General features: G+C 33.5%; 17 protein-coding genes. 13 read left to right on the forward strand and 4 right to left on the reverse strand.

Annotated elements, in window-relative coordinates; all coding sequences use genetic code 11:
• The first annotated feature begins 97 nt into the window (after positions 1-97).
• Positions 98-2,737 (forward strand): glycoside hydrolase family 78 protein, encoded by a 2,640-nt coding sequence (locus K4L44_15680; protein ID QZE13948.1) that lies wholly within the window; start codon positions 98-100, stop codon positions 2,735-2,737.
• Positions 2,738-2,886: 149 nt separating this feature from the next.
• Here the strand turns inward: K4L44_15680 and K4L44_15685 are convergent, their stop codons facing one another.
• Positions 2,887-3,345 carry a Spy/CpxP family protein refolding chaperone gene (locus K4L44_15685; protein QZE13949.1) on the reverse strand — a complete coding sequence of 153 codons (459 nt, stop codon included), beginning with the start codon at positions 3,343-3,345 and terminating at the stop codon, positions 2,887-2,889.
• 151 nt (positions 3,346-3,496) lie between these two features.
• Here K4L44_15685 and K4L44_15690 point away from each other — a divergent pair, with 151 nt between their 5' ends.
• The 8 genes from K4L44_15690 to K4L44_15725 all read left to right on the forward strand — a co-directional run bounded on the left by K4L44_15690 (position 3,497) and on the right by K4L44_15725 (position 12,736).
• Positions 3,497-4,495, forward strand: a complete 999-nt coding sequence (locus K4L44_15690; protein ID QZE13950.1) for an AraC family transcriptional regulator — start codon at positions 3,497-3,499, stop codon at positions 4,493-4,495.
• 130 nt (positions 4,496-4,625) lie between these two features.
• Positions 4,626-6,158 carry an arylsulfatase gene (locus K4L44_15695; protein ID QZE13951.1) on the forward strand — a complete coding sequence of 511 codons (1,533 nt, stop codon included), beginning with the start codon at positions 4,626-4,628 and terminating at the stop codon, positions 6,156-6,158.
• 82 nt (positions 6,159-6,240) lie between these two features.
• Positions 6,241-7,212: an AAA family ATPase gene (locus K4L44_15700; GenBank protein QZE13952.1), complete on the forward strand. Its 972-nt coding sequence runs from the start codon at positions 6,241-6,243 to the stop codon at positions 7,210-7,212.
• A gap of 12 nt (positions 7,213-7,224) precedes the next feature.
• Complete coding sequence (locus tag K4L44_15705) at positions 7,225-8,166, forward strand: DUF58 domain-containing protein (GenBank protein QZE13953.1); 942 nt, start codon at positions 7,225-7,227, stop codon at positions 8,164-8,166.
• Between the two features lie 11 nt (positions 8,167-8,177).
• Positions 8,178-8,678 (forward strand): DUF4381 domain-containing protein, encoded by a 501-nt coding sequence (locus tag K4L44_15710; protein QZE13954.1) that lies wholly within the window; start codon positions 8,178-8,180, stop codon positions 8,676-8,678.
• Positions 8,671-9,648 carry a VWA domain-containing protein gene (locus K4L44_15715; protein ID QZE13955.1) on the forward strand — a complete coding sequence of 326 codons (978 nt, stop codon included), beginning with the start codon at positions 8,671-8,673 and terminating at the stop codon, positions 9,646-9,648. Before K4L44_15710 ends, K4L44_15715 begins: the two co-directional genes overlap by 8 nt.
• Positions 9,648-11,405, forward strand: coding sequence for a VWA domain-containing protein (locus K4L44_15720; GenBank protein ID QZE13956.1), 1,758 nt, complete (start codon positions 9,648-9,650; stop codon positions 11,403-11,405). Before K4L44_15715 ends, K4L44_15720 begins: the two co-directional genes overlap by 1 nt.
• On the forward strand, positions 11,399-12,736 hold the full coding sequence (locus tag K4L44_15725; protein ID QZE13957.1) for a BatD family protein: 1,338 nt from the start codon (positions 11,399-11,401) through the stop codon (positions 12,734-12,736). The genes K4L44_15720 and K4L44_15725 overlap by 7 nt, the downstream gene beginning before the upstream one ends.
• 55 nt (positions 12,737-12,791) lie before the next feature.
• On the opposite strand, the gene K4L44_15730 is transcribed toward K4L44_15725, so the two are convergent.
• Together K4L44_15730 and K4L44_15735 are read right to left on the reverse strand one after the other, a co-directional pair.
• On the reverse strand, positions 12,792-14,303 hold the full coding sequence (locus tag K4L44_15730; protein QZE13958.1) for an arylsulfatase: 1,512 nt from the start codon (positions 14,301-14,303) through the stop codon (positions 12,792-12,794).
• Positions 14,304-14,887: 584 nt separating this feature from the next.
• Entirely contained in the window at positions 14,888-15,271 is a 384-nt protein-coding gene (locus tag K4L44_15735; protein ID QZE13959.1) for a hypothetical protein, read from the reverse strand.
• 383 nt (positions 15,272-15,654) lie between these two features.
• Here K4L44_15735 and K4L44_15740 point away from each other — a divergent pair, with 383 nt between their 5' ends.
• On the forward strand, positions 15,655-16,329 hold the full coding sequence (locus K4L44_15740) for an HAD family phosphatase (protein ID QZE13960.1): 675 nt from the start codon (positions 15,655-15,657) through the stop codon (positions 16,327-16,329).
• Positions 16,330-16,370: 41 nt separating this feature from the next.
• Positions 16,371-16,865: a hypothetical protein gene (locus tag K4L44_15745; GenBank protein QZE13961.1), complete on the forward strand. Its 495-nt coding sequence runs from the start codon at positions 16,371-16,373 to the stop codon at positions 16,863-16,865.
• A gap of 144 nt (positions 16,866-17,009) precedes the next feature.
• Here K4L44_15745 and K4L44_15750 read toward each other — a convergent pair whose 3' ends face one another.
• A complete protein-coding gene (locus K4L44_15750; GenBank protein ID QZE13962.1) occupies positions 17,010-18,692 on the reverse strand; it encodes a S41 family peptidase in 1,683 nt (560 codons plus the stop codon).
• Between the two features lie 335 nt (positions 18,693-19,027).
• Here K4L44_15750 and rsgA point away from each other — a divergent pair, with 335 nt between their 5' ends.
• Both rsgA and K4L44_15760 read left to right on the forward strand, forming a co-directional pair.
• A complete protein-coding gene (rsgA, locus tag K4L44_15755; protein QZE13963.1) occupies positions 19,028-19,972 on the forward strand; it encodes a ribosome small subunit-dependent GTPase A in 945 nt (314 codons plus the stop codon).
• Between the two features lie 286 nt (positions 19,973-20,258).
• The gene (locus K4L44_15760; protein ID QZE13964.1) at positions 20,259-21,161 is read left to right on the forward strand and encodes a prephenate dehydrogenase; all 903 of its coding nucleotides are present in this window, start codon (positions 20,259-20,261) and stop codon (positions 21,159-21,161) included.
• Position 21,162 lies beyond the last annotated feature (1 nt).

Here is a 21,162-nt window from a genome sequence, read left to right on the forward strand (position 1 = left end):
TCTCGTGACGAGTTTTTTAATAATTACCCAACCAAATACAGAAATTTGAAAAGGCTTAAACCAAGGCAACGATACTAAACCCCAATATCAATATCATATGAAAACACTCATCCTTATAATATTATGCTCTTTATCAATTGCTGTTGTAGTCGGACAAGGTAGCCATAAAGCAACAGGACCTATTCACCTGAAGGTAGACTATCTAGAACAGAACATAGCAGTGAATTCAATAGCCCCACAATTTTCATGGGAAATACCTCACGAGATCAAGAATCAAAAAAAATACCAAATTGTTATTCAGAGATTAACAAAAAATGGAATAAAAAAGATTTGGACTTCAAAATGGATTCACTCAAACAATAATACCTTTAGGTACACAGGAAAAAAACTAACCGATCACTCATACTACAAATGGAGAGTTAGAGTAAAAGACTCTTTAGGAATAAAATCAAATTGGAGTAGATATAATTTATTCAGCACTTCTTTTATCGGAAAAGAAACCATTCCTGATGCATTCCTCATTTCCCATCCAAACAAAAAGATGAGAAGCCCTGCTTTCTTGAAGGATATATATATCCACAGAAAGATTAGGTATGCTAAAATATATATGGCATCATTAGGATGGACAAAATTGAGTATTAATGGAGTTGAAATTCCTAATCAACACATGAGTCCAGCAGCTTCAGAATATGAAAAACGAATGCTTTATGATACGAAAGATATCACAGATGAATTAAAGATAGGCAAGAATAATCTACATTTTCAACTCAGTGAAGGATTTGGTGCATATAGTATTCCTGACTCAACTCGATTTTTTAATCTTAGAAGAAAACAGACAGAAAAAAAACCGTCACTACTTGCGAGTATATTTATCAAATATGAAGATGGAAGTGATGAATATCTATATAGTGACAAAACATGGTTTACAAATAGTGGAACATTGAGATATTCAAATCTTTATGGAGGTGAGGATATCGATTTATGTCAAAACACAAATAAAGACTGGATACATGTTGTATGTGACAAACCTACTAGCAAAATTAGTCCAACAAAAATTACAGATATAAAAGTTCAAGAAGAGATTAAACCTATTAAACGTATAAACATTAATAAAAATACAATAATTTACGATCTCGGAACAACAGTTACAGGATGGTGGAAATTAAAGGTACGAGGAGAAAGAACAGATAAAATCACCATTCGTGGCTCAGAAAAATTACAAGGAAAATATTTTAACGGTTTTATCAATAATAAATCTAGACTTAACTTTACAGATAATCATTCAGGCCAATACTACTTTAGAGACAGAAAGACTACATTCTTGCTCAAGAATAAAGATACAATCGATTTAGAACCTAGTTTTTTTATTCATAGTTTCCGATACATACAAATAGATCTAAGTAGCGACAATATTGATATTATTGACTTAAAAGGTATTAGAGCCAATCATGATTACCCTATTACTAGTAGATTTAAAAGCAGTAGTGAGTATCTTAATAAATTGTACAAAAATGCAAGTAATACATTTTTTGGAGGTATAAATCAATTTCCATTAAGCAACCCGAATTCTGAGATTTATCCATGGACAGGAGATGTCTCATGTTATTGGGAGAGCTTAGATGCAATGACTGAAATGACTTCATTTTGGATTAAATGGCTTCAAGATATAAAAGACAGTCAACATACTGACGGGTCAATTCCAGAAACAGCACCAAACTATAGAGATCTAAATCATGCATCAGAACCTGCATGGTCTCAAGATTACATCAACCTAATTTTAGGAGTATATCATAGAACGGGAGACCAATCTATACTAGAAAAGCATATTAATAGTGTAAAGAGATTAATAGACTACTATACAAACAATAAAAACCAAATATTAAAATTAGGCATGTGGGGGGATCATATGCAACCTAGCACTTATGGGATTATGAACAGCCGTGGTCAAACTTCTGAAATAATCCCATTCATTTCTACATCGATCTATCATAGAATGTTATGTCAGTTCATAGAGATGGGAAAAGTTACAGGTAATTTGAAATGGGTAAAGGAATATTCAATAATAGCAAAAGAGACGAAGAGACAGTTCACTGAATACTTTTGGAATGATAGTTTAAAGATATACAATCCAAATAACCAAAACAAAAAGTATGATAACACTCAAACGATAAATGCGATTGCTCTTCAATGTAAGATTGTTCCGGATTCAATAATACTCAATGTGCACAACACCTTAATGAAAAATATCACCGTCACCCACAATTACAAATTAACTACGGGTATACATGGGACGAAAGCTCTTTTCGATGTATTGGAAAGAAATGGAGACTCGAGAATACTATATAAAATTTTAATGGACGAACATTATCCAGGGTGGAGATACCAAATTGATAAAGGAGCAACGTCATTGTGGCAAAGCTTTTCTGGAAATGGAGATCTTAGTCATGCTATGTTTGGAGGTCCTCCAATTCGATTTATCTTTAGAAATATTCTAGGAGTACACGCAGACTATATCGGGATCAATAAGACCATTGATATTAAGCCGTTTATTCCGAACAACTTAGAATCTGCAGAAGGTGTGGTAAATACTTTTGCCGGAAATATCGATGTATCATGGAAAAAAGTTGACCATAAAATCTTATTTAAAATAATAATCCCAGGAAATATAAATGCAAAATTCAAATATAAAGAGGTGATTAAATATTTAAAACCTGGTGTTCACAATATCATTATTTAGTAGTTGAAACTTATGTAATAAGCAATCAAATAGAAAGCATAAAGTAAGAAGTGTTTGAAATATAATTTAAATAATACTTCAAACACTTCTTGCGATAAAATCAAAATAAACAAACTTAGTTTTTTCTAAAATGTAGAAAGAGGAAGAGACTACCTACCTCGTCCACACTGTTTTTGACCTCTTTTATGTTTGAAACGCATAATCTTTTGGTCAAACTGTATTCTTTGTTCGTCTGAAAGTAGTGCCCTAATTTCTTGGGTAGAATGTGATTTCTCTTTAGCCAATTCAGTCATCATATCCCCTATTTTCTCTAAATTCTTATCAATCTCTTTTTGATTTGGTTTTTCTGCTGTCATCAAAGTTTTCTGATGAGCCGTTAATTCTCTCAATTGATCCATAAAAGGCTTCATTGTTTTTTGAGAGGCCAATCGGATCTCTTTGATTTCACTTTTTTGATCTTCAGTAAGATTCAAACCTTTAGTTCTTGGACACTCTTTTGTACAGTTATTCTTACACTTTCCTTTATTTGGTTGTCCAAAAGCAGGTGTTAAGAAAGATATCGATGAAATAACAGTAACAATTAAGAAAGCAATAGTTTTTCTTCTCATGATTGATAATTTAATACAAGTTAATACAAAAGTTCTTATCTTTAGTATATTGGAGTAGTTTCGAAACAAAAGGTTTAAAAGGAATATTATTTTTTTGATATTTTTGATTAACGATAGTATAGGCATCTGAAGTATTATGCATTAAGGGACGATGAGAAGAGAGATAATATTTGATATAAAGGAAGAGAATCATTCAAATTTTGCGAAAAGCTTAATTGATAATTACAATGGAGAATTTGACGGAACGAAAGGCTCATTTAATAATGAGAAGGGGCATGGTAATGTTTGGGTTCATAAATGGAATGATGATCTTGAAACAGGACTCTTTGAAATAAATTTAAATGACGATAGTGATTTAATTAGAAAAGCAACCCATGATAAAAAATGGTTGCTATTGGTATTTAACTTGTCTCAATCAATTAACCAAGAAATTTTAACAGACAAATCTATCATTGGAAACATTCAGGATGGAATCTTTGTTCACTGCCTTTGCTATGACGCAGTGTATCGATTCAAGAAGAACATGGCCAATCGGATTATTATCATTCGAATAAACAAAGATTCTCTTTCCAAGTTTACGACAAACAATAAGATCCTCTCTTTCTTTAAGAACAACAACACCTTTGCATTTTATGAACGAATAGATGCTACAATGTTTCAAAAGGTATCAAAGATGTTCGCAGCACAAAAAGACAAAGACTTCGCCATAGGTCAAACAACTCTTATTGCCATTGATCTAACCTTATCTTTTCTCAGAAGAATTAATCAACGACATCTAAAATCATTCATAGGTAGAGGACTTCATCCCAAAGACATCCAATTAATGCAAGAGGCTAGATCCATCTTAATATCCTCCTTTAAGAATAAAATAACTCTTCCTGAACTAGCACAAGAATTAAATATCAGTGTAAGTAAGCTCAAACGGGATTTTAAAAAATACTATAATACGAATGTAACGCAGTTTTATACTGATCTTCGAATGAATAAGGCATACGAATATCTTGAAACAGGTTCATTTCAAGTGAGCGATGTTGCTGAAATTGTAGGATATGAAAGTTTACCCCAGTTTACACAAACATTTAAAAAATATCATGGTGTTCTTCCAAATCAAGTTATCCTAAAGAAATCAGAAAATGAAATATTGAGCTAAAAGAAACAATAGGTAGAGCTTTAAACACAAACATCGCGAATCATATTGATCTATATTTGCAATACAAACAAAATAAAAACACTAATAATCAATTTAGTGACAGACATATAAATTATACACATAATAGATCATGAGAAAAAGTTTAATGTTTATAGCTCTACTTATATTAGGAGTAAGTTCTAATATATATGCAGCTAAAAAAAATGAAAAACCCAATATTGTTGTAATCTTTGGTGATGATATAGGTTGGTTCAACATTAGTGCATACAACATGGGTATGATGGGGTATAGAACTCCGAATATCGACAGAATTGCACATGACGGAATGATGTTCACTGACTATTATGGAGAGCAATCATGTACAGCAGGTCGAGCAGCATTCATGACAGGACAGATACCAGTAAGAACAGGATTGACAAAAGTAGGTATTCCTGGAGCAAGAGTAGGTCTACAAGCAGAAGATCCAACTATTGCAGAACTTCTTAAGCCACATGGATATGTATGTGGACAATTTGGTAAAAACCACTTTGGAGATAGAGATGAGTTTCTTCCAACAAATCATGGTTTTGATGAGTTTTATGGAAACCTATACCACCTAAACGCAGAAGAAGAGCCAGAGCATGCAATGTATCCAAAAGACCCTGCATTCCGTAAGAAATTTGGACCTAGAGGGGTTATCCACTCATTTGCAGATGGTCGTATCGAAGATACAGGTTCTCTTACAATCAAGAGGATGGAAACTTGTGATGAAGAGTTTAAAGAAGCAGGATTTGACTTTATGGAGCGTGCTGTTAAATCAAAGAAGCCATTCTTTGTTTGGATGAATGCAACAAGAATGCACGTCAACACACACCTAAAAGATGCATCGAAAAATAAAACAGATTATGGTATCTATGCGGATGGAATGGTAGAACATGACCAATGGGTTGGAGAGATTCTAGATAAGCTAAAAGAGCTAAAAGTAGATGAGAACACCATTGTAATCTATACAACAGACAACGGTGCTGAAGTATTTTCATGGCCTGATGGTGGAACTACACCATTTAACGGAGAGAAAAACACATCATGGGAAGGTGGATTTAGAGTACCCTGTATGATCAAATGGCCAGGACATATTAAACCTTACCAAGTTTCTAATGAAATTGTTTCAGCACAAGATTGGTTACCTACTATTTTGGCTGCTACAGGAGATGATCATGTAAAACAAGATTTATTAAAAGGGAAGAAAGTTGGAGACAAAACATTCAACGTTCATATTGATGGATTCAACATGCTACCTTACCTAACAGGAAAAGAGAAAAAAGGACCAAGAGATTATTTCTTCTACTTTACCGATGATGGAAAACTAGCAGCATTACGTATGGGAGACTGGAAGTTGATGTTCTTAGTTCAAGAAGCAACTGGCTTTGATGTTTGGGGTAACCCATTTACTCCATTAAGACTTCCTAAAATCTATAACTTAAGAATGGATCCATTCGAAAGAGCTGATGAAGAGTCTGTAAACTATGACAAGTGGATGTTCGATAACATTTTCTACCTATATATGGCACAAGATAAGACTGCTGAATTCTTAAAAACATTCTTAACTTACCCTCCTAGACAAAGACCAGGAAGTTTCAACGTGGATGAGATTACACAAAGATTTCTTTCACCTAAGAACTAATATATAGTAAAATAGAATTTAAGATAAAGTTTTAAAAGAGAGGTTCTTTACAGAGACCTCTCTTTTTGTAAATAGCAAGAAGATGATTAGAGAGAGTATATTATCGTTAAAGGATCGTATGAGAACGTCGATTGTAGGCCAAGACAAGCTAATCGACAGGCTTATTATTGCATTACTGTGTGATGGTAATCTTCTTTTAGAAGGTCTTCCAGGGTTGGCAAAAACTAGAGCAATAAAGAGTTTATCGAAACATATCGAATCGGATCTAAATAGAATACAGTTTACCCCAGATCTTCTTCCATCTGATATCACAGGTACAGAGATTCTCAATAAGACTGACAACGAAATATCTTTCGTATTCGAAAGAGGACCTATCTTCAGTAATCTAGTTCTCGCGGATGAAATAAACAGAGCTCCTGCAAAAGTACAATCAGCACTTTTAGAAGCAATGCAAGAGAAACAGATATCTGTGGGAAGTAAAACTCATCCACTTCCTAAGTTATTTATGGTTCTCGCAACGCAAAACCCAATTGAGCAAGAAGGGACATACCCCCTACCAGAAGCACAAATGGATAGATTTCTTATGCATGTGACAGTTAGTTACACAAACAAAGAGATGGAGAAACAAATCCTTCGAATGGTTCGAGAGGAAGAGCTTGGTAAAGAAAAAAGTAAGTCCAAAGAGTTAGAAAAGATCCCACAAAAAGTAATCTTCGCCGCAAGGGAAGAAATCAGCAAAGTACATTTAGGCGAATCAACAGAACAATTCATCGTGGATTTAATTGATGCTACTAGATATCCTGAGAAATACGATAGCGCATTCGATGGATTGATTGAAGCAGGTGCATCTCCACGTGGAACAATATCATTAGATAGAGCTTCTAGAGCCGTAGCATGGATTTCAGGACGAGACTATGTCACGCCAGACGATGTAAAAGAGGTTGCTCATGATATTTTAAGGCATCGAATTATAATGAGTTATGAGGCAACAGTACAAAACCTGGATACTGACAAAATGATTGATGAGCTATTAAAGAAAGTTGCTGTAGTTTAAAATCAATTTCTGATGAAAGAGAACAAGAAAAATGCCACTGAAGACTATCGAATTGTAACAAACATACAACGGCTAAAGAAACTACAGCATGATGTAGCACAGGTGGGATATTCTCCAGACAAGGTTGTTCAAACAATTCTCACTGGAGGATATCGATCGAAGTTACGAGGAAGAGGAATGGAATTTGAAGAAGTTCGAAACTATGTAAGAGGTGATGATATTCGAAATATTGATTGGAAAGTAACCGGAAGAACAGATGCTCTACATTCAAAAGTTTTCACAGAAGAGAGAGAGAGACCAGTATTTATTATCACAGATCAAAGTAGATCTATGGATTTTGGAACAGATGAATTTCTAAAATCAGTCATTGCCTCAGAAGCATCGGCAATTATTACATGGAAGATTCTAGCAGTGGGTGACCGAGTTGGGGGAATCATATATAATGATACTGAACACAATTATTTTACTCCTCGAAAAAGTAAATCGCATGCCCTTTCAATGGTCTCAGAACTTGCAAAGTATAATAAGATGCTTCGATGTAAAGAGCCGACAAAGAAAAGACAATCTCATTTTGATCAAATACTTTTCGAAGTAAAAAAGAGAGTCACACATGATTATCTGATCATATGGATTAGTGATTTTAATGAATTAAAAGAGACAGACCATAAAGGTATTGTTGAGTTAAATGAACACAATGATGTAATTCTAATAAGGGTTAAAGATAAGATGGAAGAACATCTAGATCTTTCTAATATAACCTATACAGACGGAGAAAGACAATTACGGTTCACAGACGTCATGGAAAAACAGAAAGAGAAAGCATATAATTACTTTAAAGAAAAAAGACAAAACTTTAAGAGGCTCTCACAACACTACCCTATCACCACTTTAGAACTCAATACAAGTATTGATACTACACACCAATTCAAAGAGATCTTAAGAAAAAGCAGATAAAATTAATAGAGATGGATCCACAAACATATTACTACAAATTAAAAGGAATGACACCCATATCATCGCCTCATGATATTCCTTTTACACCAGAAACTATTGGGTGGAAAATTGTAGGTTTCGTTTTACTTCTTTTATCCATATATATCATCTACATCAGAGTTAAAAACTATAAGAAGAAAGAATATCGAAGGGTAGCTAAACATCATATAAAAAATATTACAAAAGAGTTAGAGCATAAGAGGGTGTCGCAAGAGATATGGAGTAGAAGTATCTTGAATCAATTAAAGATCGTATTAATACAAAGCTTCGGAAGAGAAAATGTTGCTTCTCTCACTGGAGGTATGATGGTTCAATTTCTAAATGAAAGAGGTAAAAACACCATCAACAAAGAGCTGTATTTAAAACTAGAGCTTGTATTGTATAATCCAATTGAAAACAATAAGCTTAATATAAATGAGATCAAATCAATAACGAAACAAATTAATAAATGGATTGGAGGTCATCATGTTTGAATTTAACCATATATACTTCTTATATCTTTTACCTCTTCCTATTCTTGTTTGGTTTCTTGTACCCGCAAAACACCTAAGAAAATCTGCCTTAAAGGTTCCTTTCTTTGAGGATTTAGTTATCGGAGGAGGAGTCAAATCACAGAAACGGGTAAATATCCACAAAAGATCCGTAATAGAATGGATAACCTTATCGATATGTTGGGTCTCTGTCCTTCTTGCATTGGCAAAACCTCAAGTGGTTGGTACACCTGAGAAGACAGTAAAACATGCAAGAAACCTACTTCTAGCGGTAGACTTATCGGGAAGTATGGCGACAACAGATTGGAAAATAGAAAATGAACTTTACTCCCGTTGGTCTGGTGTAAATAAGGTACTACACCAATTCATCGAAAAACGAAGAGGAGATCGTGTTGGTGTCATATTCTTTGGTTCTCAAGCTTATGTACAAGTGCCTTTTACCACTGATCTAGATGCCGTGAATAGCTGGATTGACCAAGTAGATGTCGGCATGGCGGGAGGAAAAACAGCAATGGGAAATGCTATTGGAATGGGAATAAAACTGTTCAAAGAAGATAGCTCCTCTATTAAAACAATGATATTGTTAACTGATGGAGTCGACAGTGGTAGTGAAATTAACCCTCTACAAGCAGCTAGGTTAGCAAAAGAAGATTCAATCGTAATACATACAGTTGGGGTTGGTAAAAAAGGATCAGGAGTATATGATTTGGATGAGAAGTCATTAAAAAGTATATCCAAGGCTAGCAATGGAGAGTATTTTAAAGCAACATCACAAGAAGACTTGATTAAGATTTATGATACTCTTGATAAGATGGAACCTATTGAATTTGAAGATAAAGGATATACTCCGATCACTCCACTCTATTATTATCCCTTATGCATAGGGTTATCCTTCTTGTTATTATTGAACTTAATCTTAGCAGTAGTCAAAAAATTAAAACAACGACCATAGTGATGAATATTATTGAAACATATTTTAATAACTTCCACTTTTTAAGGCCCTACCTATTGTGGTCGTTATTGCCTGTCTCTACCCTATTGATTTTTATATGGGGAAAGAAGAAAAATGAAGAGAGGTGGAAGAAAAGCATTTCGCAGCACTTACAATCAGTGGTAATACAAGAAGGATCAAGCACTATCTCAAAAACAAATATATATCACATATTAATTTTGTTTTTGGGAGTCTTTGCAGTAAGTGGTCCTACATTTAAAAAGATTGAAAAACCGGGTGCAAATATAAAGACGAAAGTTGTTATAATGATGGATGCATCTCGGTCTATGAACTGTAAAGATATAGCACCCACACGACTTCAAAGAGCTCAACAGAAAGTTGTAGACTTAACTCAAGCAAACTATGGAGCATCGACTGCTCTAATTGCATACGCACATACAGCCCACACTGCCATGCCTTTCACCCAAGATTTGCATATTATTGAAGAGCAAGCAAAGTTCATTAAAACGAATATTATGCCAATACAAGGAACGAATGTCGAGGCTGCATACAATCTTTGTGGAGAGTGGGCTAAAAATGATTCTATTCCAGTTACGTGGGTTGTTATAACAGATAATATAAGTCATAAAGATAGAGTTGTAACAGAGGATTTCATTAAAAGAAATCCGAATATATATATTGAATTCCTTTTAATTGGAACCCCAGAAGGCTCTCCAATTCCGATCTCCAAAAGTAGATTTCTTAAAGATAAAAGTGGAAAGACGATAATCTCTCATCTTAATAGTCAAGAGATATTAGAGATAAATAGGAACTCAAATGTCGCAGTACAGATGGTCACGACTAGCAAAGAAGATATTGAAACTGTCGTCTCTCATATAAAGCAGAGATTGAATTTTACAAAAGACAATAAAACACATCCTACCGATTGGAATGATGTTGGATACTATCTTCTCCCTTTTATTGCCTTTCTACTTCTCATATTATTTAGAAAAGGAAATGGTACCCAATGGGTAATTCTACTATTGCCATTTTTGACCAGTTGTAGCAAACTCAACAATACGAGTTCTAATATAAAAGAGAACATCAAATCATATCAATGGGAGAAACTTTGGTATACCCCTGATCAACTAGGAATAAAATACTACAGAGATGGAGATATTGAACAGTCTTTAAAGAATTTTGAAGATCCAATGTGGAGAGGTTATATTTTATACCATCAAAACCGATTTGAAGAGGCAGCAACAGAATATGCAAAGATCCAAAATGCAGAAGGATTTGTCAACTTTGGCTTATGTATGGCTGAACTGAAGAACTATAGTAGAGCAAAAGAAGCTTTTATATCAGCATTAGATGCAGACCCCAACTATATCCCCGCTCAAAAAAATCTTAAAGAGATCCAAAGACTTATTGATCAGAAGCTCAAAAACTATCATGAAATAAGTAATGACGAGGATCGTCAAAATGGCAAATCACAAGAAGACGAGACACTAAAAGAGAACAAGGGAGACGAGGAAGAGAAAGAAGGAAATGGTAAGAAAGCATCTCCTAAAGATAATGTCAATCCAGACAACAAAGGAGATGACGATTATCAAGCAATTGATCCAAATCAAAAACTCGACAAAGAAGATATATCAAACAAGATCTTAAGTCAAATGAATAACGATCCATCACTCTTTTTACGTAGAAAGTTCCAGTATGATCTGACAAAAATGAAGGAAGAGGATCATAAGGAATACAAAACGGATATGCCATGGTAGATATATTTAAGAAATATGGTAGAATAACCATTGGTTTAGTGATCATACTAGTTGTTCCTAGAGTTTGCCTTGCGAAATACTTTGTAAAGGCAAAGATCTCTAAAGAAACAGTATATCCAATGGAACCAACAGTCTTGTATGTTTCAGTATATACAAGTACATGGTTTACTAGATCAGCAGATCTATATGACCTACAGTTAAAGAATTCCTTTACAATAAGAACAGGTAGACCACAAAGTTCTTACCAAAATATTAATGGTAGAAGATACAATGTGCAAACATTTGCTTATCAGATCTTTCCTTTAAGAGAAGGACGTCAAGAAATACCTTCATTAAAGATCTCTTTTGCAACTCCTCCTGAAGGTCAATACAAAGGAAAAGAGGTGAGTGCAAAAACAAATACTCTTACATATAATGTGACATCAATTCCACAAAGTTACTCTTATGAGGATTGGATTGTCGCAAACAAGATTAAATTAACTCGTACCATAAGCCCTAAAAAGAAAAAATGGCACGTAGGAGAAGTGATCACAGAGACTATAAGGATTGACACAAAAGGGACATTAGCATCTCTTGTGCCAACCATTAAACATGACACGATAAACTGGGGAACAATATACAACGGGGAGGTATCAAGAGGTCAAAAAGTAACAGAAGATGATATCTCATCATATATAATTCAAACAACACAATATTTAATAGAAAAACCAGGAAAACACAAGGTAGGGGCTCTTAAAATAGGCTACTATTCGCCTACTTACAAAAAAACCTTAAAAACAGCCACTAAAGCATTAAATATAAATGCTATATCCAATCATAATCTACAAAAGCTTGAAGCACTACAAGATTCTCTTCAAAAACAGAACTTACAAGCAAAGGGAGCAACCATTAAAGAGGAACCTAAATGGTACAAAAAGTTTAATTGGATCAAAGGATTATATATTACCATAACATTGTTAATCGTCGTACAGCTATGGAAAATAATGCGTAAATGGCACATAAAATTAAAGCAGAAGATCACTAAATTTACACGTAGTGAGTCCTACTTATTTATTAAAGTTATCACCACATTCCACATCAAGTCTTTTTATCTTAGAATGGATCAATGGTTACAGTGCAATGAAAGGATAAAAAAAGTAAGTGTCCATCAGCTTTTCGAGCAAGAGATCATGTCTAAATGGAAAGATGACTATATGAAACTCTGTGAATTTCTTTTCAACAATGGAAATTCGAAACAAGTGTCCCTTTTAAATCTAAAAATAGCCCTTATTAAATGGAGAAATCATAAAACAAAAAACAATAAGAAAAATACCACAATAAACCCGTCATAAACAAAGAAAAAGGAGCGAGACAACTAATACCTCACTCCTTTTGAAATAAAAAATACTAAATATCCCTGCTACGTCCTTCTTTTCTATATTTTGTCAACATAGACTTCATCATACGTACCTTTTCCGGGTACTCAGAGTATAAGTTGACTCTTTCTTGAGGATCTTCTTTTACATTGAAAAGCATTCCTTTGCACGATTTATCTGGTACTGAATAATGTTCTTTTTTATTGTACCACGCAGGTGCCGTCGTGTGCTCACCTGAAAAACTATCGATATAGACCCAATCACCTACCCGGATTGCATAACGATTTTTCTTGGTATTCTGCACAGTTCCTCTTCGGAATGTCGTATTCATCTTTTTTCCAGACAAAAGAGGTTCTAAGTCATAACTATCCACCGCTTCATCTCTTTTAAGAGTGTATCCAACAATATTAGCTAAAGTAGATGTGATATCCACTTGACTAATTACTTGATCTGAAGAAGAACCTTTTTTGATATGCTTAGGCCATTTGATAACAAAAGGAACTCGGTGTCCACCCTCCCAGGTATCACGCTTCAACCCACGTAAATTACCCATACTTCGATGATTAAAATTTCTTATCCTATTATAAGCATATCTTTCAGGACCATTGTCAGCGGTAAAAATTACTATGGTATTTTTATCTAAACCAGCGCGAGATAAAGCACGATTAACACGACCTACCACATCATCCGTTTGAACTACAAAATCACCATAAGCCCCAGCTTTGGATTTCCCGCGAAACTGTTCATTTGGTATAATTGGAGCATGAGGACATGGTAGTGCAAGGTATAAAAAGAATGGTTTATCTTTTTTCTGTCTTTTAATAAATGCCTCCATCTTAGAGGTTAAAGTAGGCAATACCTTATATGGGTCCCAACCTTTAACCATAGGACCTGGACGAAACTCCCAACTCCCTTCTAAAGGTCTACTGTCCTTAAGATGCAAAGGAACTGTAGGAGCCTCTACAAAACGTTTATTTTCAATGAATGCATATGGAGGGAAATTAATCGTTCCATCCCCAAAATAATAATCAAATCCTTGATCAGTGGGACCTCCATTAATATCCTGATCGGTGACCAAATCTTCTGGAGCACAATTTCTCCTATTGATTTTTTCTTTATTAAATTGCCAATCCCAACCAAGATGCCACTTCCCAATACAAGCTGTAGTATACCCACTTCCTTGTAACATCTTAGGTAAAGTAAATTCATTCTCTTTAAAAAGAGATGGTCCAAAAGAGTTAACAATTTTGTGAGTTCTTCTCCAATGATACTGACCTGTTAATAATGCAAAACGAGATGGAGTACAAATACCTGAACTACTATGTGCATCAGGAAACACCATGCCATTTTTTGCAAGATTATCGATATTAGGAGTGTGTATTTTCCCATTAGGATTCTGATAAGAAACATCTCCATAACCCATATCATCAGCATAAATGATTACAATATTTGGTAATTCCTTCTTCTTTCTAGCAAATGAAATAGTACACGAAATGATTAGAAATAATGATAGAAAGCTTATTGATTTAATGAACTTATACATAAGGCTGTATTAATAAAGTTAGTACACACAAACCTAAGATTTACACAAAATATGAGGTAACAGTAAACTAACGAATAATGCCATCAAAGTAACACAAAACATGTTTTACCTCTCTTTTATTCCCAAAAAAGAAAATATTCATAATAAGACTTGAAATATACGTCAATAGAATTTACACACTTTTCTGGACAGTGCTTAATTATCAAATAAGGATATATTGAATGATGGATTGGATACCAATCAATTATAGATTGGATACGGTTTGATTACCTCTAGAGTAACCAAAGGGTATCGGAAGGGTATCGGAAGGGTATCGGAAGGGTATCGGAAGGCATACTTAAAGTGGTTGAAGAGAACCTAAACAGATGGCTATCATAAGGATGAACAAAGTATGTTTGAAAACAGATTTGCCTTTGTTCGATATTGATTTATATAACTAGACCTCTTCTCTTATATTTGGTCTGTTCCCTATATCTAAAGTACTTTCCTAAAGTATAAAGCAAAAAAAAACGTTACATCTTGTATTGAAAGATGTAACGTTATGAAGAAACCAAGTGCTTTTCTTAATAAGAAAAGCAAACCACTTACTTTTGCAGATCATACTTATACGATTTAGAACCAGAATTTACAATAACGTTTAAAGTGTCACCTTTTTGTACACCAGATAATGCAAAAGCTTGAGAAATTGCTATTTTAGACCCTAGATTAACTTTATACAATACGTTTGTATCTTTTGTAAAACTAATCTTTACATTTTCACCTGTCGTATTAACCATGCTAATAAAAAGTTTCCCTTCTTTAATAAAAAGCATTGGTTGATTTGAGCTAGTGCTTAATGTTGACGCATCTGCGAATTCGATATTCACAATTTTTCCAAGGCTGTCAGTAGTATTATCTGTTTCAGCTGCTGATACACTTAAAAAAGAAGTGATAAATAAGATTGCAATTAAAGTAAGTAGTTTGTTCATAACACAAAAAGAATTACAGAAATAATTAAAATTCAATTATTCTTATTGCCATAAGTGTGCCAAAAAAACCACTATATTTTCAATACCTTTATTATCAAGTAATTAAAAACACAACTATTCTATCACTATAGATTAACATACAAAAATCTTCGAAAATGTAAGGTTTCAAAATATTATCTACAAAAATGTAGATAACAACCTATACACAAATGTATCTATTTACATATCAACATATTAAAAAACTACGAAGCAATAAAAACGCGACATTAGTCAAATGTATGTTATACAACATATACATAAATGTAGATTTCTATATGCAATCGATTACACACTACAATAACATTCAAAACATACTATCGAAATTTGTATATTTAAAAGAAAATATGAGCAATAAAATAAAAGCAGTCCTTTTTGATATGGATGGTGTATTACTAGATAGTATGCCCTATCATGAAAAGGCATGGTGTCAACTATTTAGAGATGAAGGAGTGCCTTTCTCAAGAGAAGAAGCCTATTTAAACGAAGGCAGAACAGGTTACAATACGATTGAAACGATAATTGTAAAAGCAACAGGAAATAAGCCATCAAGATTAAAGGTTGAGCAACTATACGAAAGAAAGAAAGAACTTATGAAGCAATTTCCTCCTGTTCGAGAAATTGAAGGAATGCCTAAAGTAATAGAGTATCTCAATGAAATTGGTATCAAAATAGGGGTAGTAACTGGCTCTAGTCAAGATGGTGTAATTAACAAGCTCAAACATTTTTATAATAAAATTGTTATAAAAGAGAGCGTTATTACCGGATTAGATGTAAAAAATGGTAAGCCTCATCCAGAGCCCTATTTAAAAGCACTTAGTCGAGTAGGAGTTTCTGCTGAAGAAACGATTGTTATCGAGAATGCTCCCTTAGGAATTGAGTCATCTGTCGCAGCTAATATTGAAACAATAGCAATCAATACAGGTCCACTAGACAACTCAATACTATATCAGTTTGGAGCTCAAGATGTATGTCAAAGCAGTGAAGAATTACTTCAGGTACTAAAGGCGAGATTGTCATAATACAGTACACCATGTACCTAAAGAGTTAAAATTTAAGGTATATGGTAGCTACTAGACTTATTAAAATATTCTTTCTTGAGAGAGACTTAAAGGTAAAAGAAGAATTACAGAGAGTGTTGACTAAAAAAGGTCTAAACGACATCAATTGGTTCAACAAAGAAGAAGAATGTCTGAAACAACTAGAACATAAACCTGACTTTATCTTTCAAGACAAAGTGGAAGATAACACTGGGGGATACACTTTATTCTATGAGTCAAAGAAAAAGGTACCGCATTCTAAATTCATCTTTGTCTGTCCAGATAAGTATAAATCGTTTGGTGAAAAAGGTTTAGAAATTGGAGCGGATGCTTTATATATTGTAAACCCAAGCACATATGAAAATTTTGCAAGTGAAGTCCATCAAATGGTACTTAATGAGAAATTTAAAAGGTTTAACCAAAGTGTAAATATTGGTATGTTAGAGTTCTTTGCGATCATTGGATTCCTTCTAATCATTATCATTTCTGTTGTATTTTTAAATCCATCCATATTTTAAATAGATACAAGATAGGGCAATAAATTATTCACTCTTATCCTTATCTCATTTAATATGCAATAGTAAAAATCATATCATTAAGACAAAAAAAGAGACACCTTTCATTACAAGAAGGATGTCTCTTTTTCTAGGAATAAACAATAATTAATCTTCATGTTTGATCACACGACCAGACTCCAATAACGAATTATATTTATCCATATCATTTAAAATATCTTTCGCTTTTTTGATTTCGATATCATCTTTCAAAGCAGATTCAATTTGACCTTTCTGATAATAATATCTTACAATAAGTTCTCCTTTAAGAAGGTCACATATTTCAGGTCTAAAAGCTTCTAAGTCTTTATCTAAGTTTGGTGCTAACTTTTCTTTTAATTGAGTAAAGTCATCCTTAGACAAATCATAATACTTCTCTTTTTTAGCCTTTTCCATAACCTTTTCAAGAAGTTTTTCACTAATACTCTCATAAGTAAAATCTTGACTCTTTACATATGAAACGAAATCATTATACATTTCATCGGTAATTTCAAAATCTTCTACGGGAGCAATAGTCTTGTGTTTTGAGACAAAATCAGTTGCATAATCAAAGACCATAAAATCACGAATAAGATGTATTGATAAACTGCTGAAATATTCAGGAGCAATCTCTAAGTCAGGAGTTATACCACCTCCGTCATATACTTTACGACCATTGCGCGTAGAGAACTCTGTAATTAATGAGTCAGGAATAGTTCCAACACTACCATCCTCATTTCTGTGAGAATAATCCAATGCTTGAATACATCTTCCGGAAGGGATATAATATTTAGCAGTAGTGACCTTTAACTTTGAATTATAGCTAAGATCTCGAGTCGTTTGAACAAGACCTTTACCAAAAGTTCTTCTACCAATGACAACGCCTCTATCAAGATCTTGTATAGCTCCTGTAACAATCTCAGATGCCGATGCAGAACCCCTATTTACTAAAACAACCAATGGCATAACGGTATCTAGAGGAGCAACTGGAGCTTTATATACTTTATCCCAAGTAGTCACTTTTCCTTTTGTACTAACAATTTCCTCTCCTTTGTTTACAAACAAGTTTGCAATTTTAACAGCCTCAATAAGAAGACCACCAGGATTAGAACGCAAGTCAAACACTAATTTCTTCGCATGATGTTTCTCTTTTAATTCTAAGATCGCACGCTTTACATCATCACCACAGTTTAGTGTAAAACTTTTCAATCGAACATAGCCAACATCTTCATTAAGCATACCATAATATGGAACAGCATCCACATGAATCTTTTCACGAGTTAATTTGAATGTTAGAGGTGATTTTTCACCAACACGCTTCACCTTTATCTTAAGAGTTTCACCAATATTTCCTTTCAGTAAGCTACTTACATCTTGAGTTTTGTGTTTACGAACATCTACCCCATCAATCTCAAGAAACTCATCACCAGCCTTCAGACCACTCTTTTGTGCTGGAAAACCTTCATAAGGTTCAGCAACAACTACATGGTCGTCATGTTTACTAATAACAGCTCCAATACCACCATATTCACCTGTTGTCATAAACTCAAAGTCATCCATATCCTGTTCTGGAATATAAACAGTATAAGGATCTAGAGTTTCCAACATTTTATCGATACTAGTCTTAACAATCTTTTCAGGAGAAATACTGTCAACATAGAACAGATTAAGCTCTCTAAAAAGAGAATAATAGATATCTAGGTTTTTAGCAATTTTAAAATTTTTACTATCTCTATCAAAACTCAGAAGACCTACAAACAGTGTTCCTAAGAGCAATAGAGAGGCTACAATTTTAGTATATTTATTTTTCATTTACCGTAGGTATTATATTTATTGAATCAATTAATCTATTCTATATCAAACAAAAATAACCAAACAACTTTTAAAATAAAGCAAATTACAATATCTCAAACCAATATTAGGTTTACTTTAACAGTTCAAAAAATGAAGGCATAAAATAAGTATATCTTTAAAAGTAGAACATATTTATTGAAACAGAGGTTTACTTTTAAGTAAATATTATCTAATTAATATAGAAACAAAACGGTACTTAATTGATAATTACGCAAATAAAAGAATCCATCATTAAATGTTTTTTTGTTACTTTACCGAATTAAATATAGAAACAAAAACGAAATAAGGTTTATATGACAAAAGGTTTAGTCATCAAATCAACAGGAAGTTGGTATACAGTGAAAGATGAGGATGATAGTCTATACATGTGTAAGATTAAAGGGAAGTTTCGAACTAAAGGCATTAGAACAACCAATCCTATTTCTGTAGGAGATACTGTATATTTTGATGTGATAACTGAAGCATCTGAAAGCCAAAAAGAGCCTGTAGGCCTTATTAATAAAATTGAAAATAGGAAGAATTACATTATACGTAAATCCTCAAACTTATCTAAACAGAGCCAAATCATTGCAGCCAATGTAGATCAAGCTTTTTTGATTGTGACTATATCTCACCCCAGAACACTTACAGGTTTTATCGATAGGTTTCTAGTATCAGCAGAAGCATATAGGATCCCAGTAAGCTTAGTTTTTAACAAACTAGACATCTATAATGAGGGGGATTATGAAATACTTGAGGATTATCTTCATATTTATGAAGGAGCAGGTTATGAATGTTTGCAAGTATCAGCTGAGAAGGATTTTAACATTGACATGTTAAGAGATAAAATGGCCAATAAGATTAATGTACTATCTGGCCATTCAGGAGTGGGTAAATCTACGATAATAAATAAACTCGAATCCGGACTGAATATTAAAACAGCAAAAATATCTGAAGTACATCAACAAGGGAAACATACCACTACTTTTGCAGAAATGCACCCAATGAAGAATGGTGGTTACATTATAGATACTCCTGGTGTACGTGGTTTTGGTATTACAGACATCGAAAAAACAGAACTATCACATTACTATCCAGAAATATTTGAAATTTCCAAATCTTGTCAATTTAACAACTGTAGTCATCTACATGAGCCGAAATGTGCCATCAAAGAAGCGGTAGAGAATGGAGAGATTGCTTATACAAGATATGAAAGCTATGTTGCAATGATGGAAGACACTGAAGAGAAGTACAGATAGAACAATTTAATGTTAACATTTTATGAATCGTTACTTTTAAGTGATATTTTTAATATATTTGTGCAACAAACAGATAAAAAAATATTAGAATGAATCTAATGAACAATACATATTACTTTTGGTTTTATTATTTCTGCTCCAACTAAAGGGATCGGGTAAATTTGTATTGTCAAAAATATAAACTAAAGGTCCTCAATAAAGAGGACCTTTTTTTGTATCTAAGTATTTGTAAAGAACAATCTTATGTGGTCCAATTATATCAATCACATAGAAAATTAAGCAATATATGCGCATCAGTGTTATAGGTTTAGGATTAATCGGAGGATCGATTGCAAAAGATTTGAGAAGAGAAGCTTTTTGTAACCACATAATTGGTATTGACAGTTCGGAAGATAATGCAAATAAAGCTCTTGAATTAGGTATCGTTGACGAGATTTCGTCATTAGATTCAGGCGTCAGTAATTGTGACCTAGTAATTATTGCAATACCTGTTAATCACACTCTTGCTATTTTACCTAGAATACTTGATAACATTAAAGATACAACTACTGTTACAGATATGGGGTCAACAAAACAGACAATTGTTGAAACAGTGAAGAACCACAAAAGAAGGGCTAATTATGTACCTGCCCACCCAATGTCAGGAACTGAAAACAGTGGACCTGAAGCTGCGGAAGAAGGGCTCTTTAAGAACAGAATCGCCATTATATGCGACCATAAAGAATCGAGTGTTCAACACATTGCATTAGTTGAAAAGATGTTTCAATATTTAGGTATGTCTATTGCATATATGAGCTCTGCAGAACAAGATCTCAGTACTGCTTTTGTATCACATCTTCCTCATGCAGCATCCTATGCATTGGCAAACGCTGTACAGTCGAAAGAAAATCAAGAGATAATATTTGACTTGGCATCAGGAGGTTTTAGATCTGCAGTTCGATTGGCAAAAAGTTCGCCACAAATGTGGGCACCAATATTTACAGAGAACAAAACATATGTATTAGAAGCTTTAGATGTATACATAAAACATCTAAAAAGTTTCAGAGATGATATTGCAAAAGAGGATGCAACAGATATGTATCGCAGTATTTCAAATGCAAATAAAATTAGAGAGGTATTGGACAATAAAAATCCACTACTTATTAAAGATGAACAAAAAATAATCAAATTATACACCAGAAAAATTTAGT

This window comes from Prolixibacteraceae bacterium (assembly GCA_019720755.1).
In the GTDB taxonomy this organism is placed as follows: Bacteria; Bacteroidota; Bacteroidia; order Bacteroidales; family Prolixibacteraceae; genus Halosquirtibacter; species Halosquirtibacter laminarini.

Coding starts and splice junctions, on each gene's coding strand:
- K4L44_15735 (QZE13959.1), bottom strand. CDS start 15,271: ATGAACAAACTACTTACTTTAATTGCAATCTTATTTATCACTTCTTTT.
- K4L44_15740 (QZE13960.1), top strand. CDS start 15,655: ATGAGCAATAAAATAAAAGCAGTCCTTTTTGATATGGATGGTGTATTA.
- K4L44_15695 (QZE13951.1), top strand. CDS start 4,626: ATGAGAAAAAGTTTAATGTTTATAGCTCTACTTATATTAGGAGTAAGT.
- K4L44_15725 (QZE13957.1), top strand. CDS start 11,399: ATGGTAGATATATTTAAGAAATATGGTAGAATAACCATTGGTTTAGTG.
- K4L44_15760 (QZE13964.1), top strand. CDS start 20,259: ATGCGCATCAGTGTTATAGGTTTAGGATTAATCGGAGGATCGATTGCA.
- rsgA (QZE13963.1), top strand. CDS start 19,028: ATGACAAAAGGTTTAGTCATCAAATCAACAGGAAGTTGGTATACAGTG.
- K4L44_15690 (QZE13950.1), top strand. CDS start 3,497: ATGAGAAGAGAGATAATATTTGATATAAAGGAAGAGAATCATTCAAAT.
- K4L44_15710 (QZE13954.1), top strand. CDS start 8,178: ATGGATCCACAAACATATTACTACAAATTAAAAGGAATGACACCCATA.
- K4L44_15730 (QZE13958.1), bottom strand. CDS start 14,303: ATGTATAAGTTCATTAAATCAATAAGCTTTCTATCATTATTTCTAATC.
- K4L44_15705 (QZE13953.1), top strand. CDS start 7,225: ATGAAAGAGAACAAGAAAAATGCCACTGAAGACTATCGAATTGTAACA.
- K4L44_15715 (QZE13955.1), top strand. CDS start 8,671: ATGTTTGAATTTAACCATATATACTTCTTATATCTTTTACCTCTTCCT.
- K4L44_15685 (QZE13949.1), bottom strand. CDS start 3,345: ATGAGAAGAAAAACTATTGCTTTCTTAATTGTTACTGTTATTTCATCG.
- K4L44_15745 (QZE13961.1), top strand. CDS start 16,371: ATGGTAGCTACTAGACTTATTAAAATATTCTTTCTTGAGAGAGACTTA.
- K4L44_15680 (QZE13948.1), top strand. CDS start 98: ATGAAAACACTCATCCTTATAATATTATGCTCTTTATCAATTGCTGTT.
- K4L44_15700 (QZE13952.1), top strand. CDS start 6,241: ATGATTAGAGAGAGTATATTATCGTTAAAGGATCGTATGAGAACGTCG.
- K4L44_15750 (QZE13962.1), bottom strand. CDS start 18,692: ATGAAAAATAAATATACTAAAATTGTAGCCTCTCTATTGCTCTTAGGA.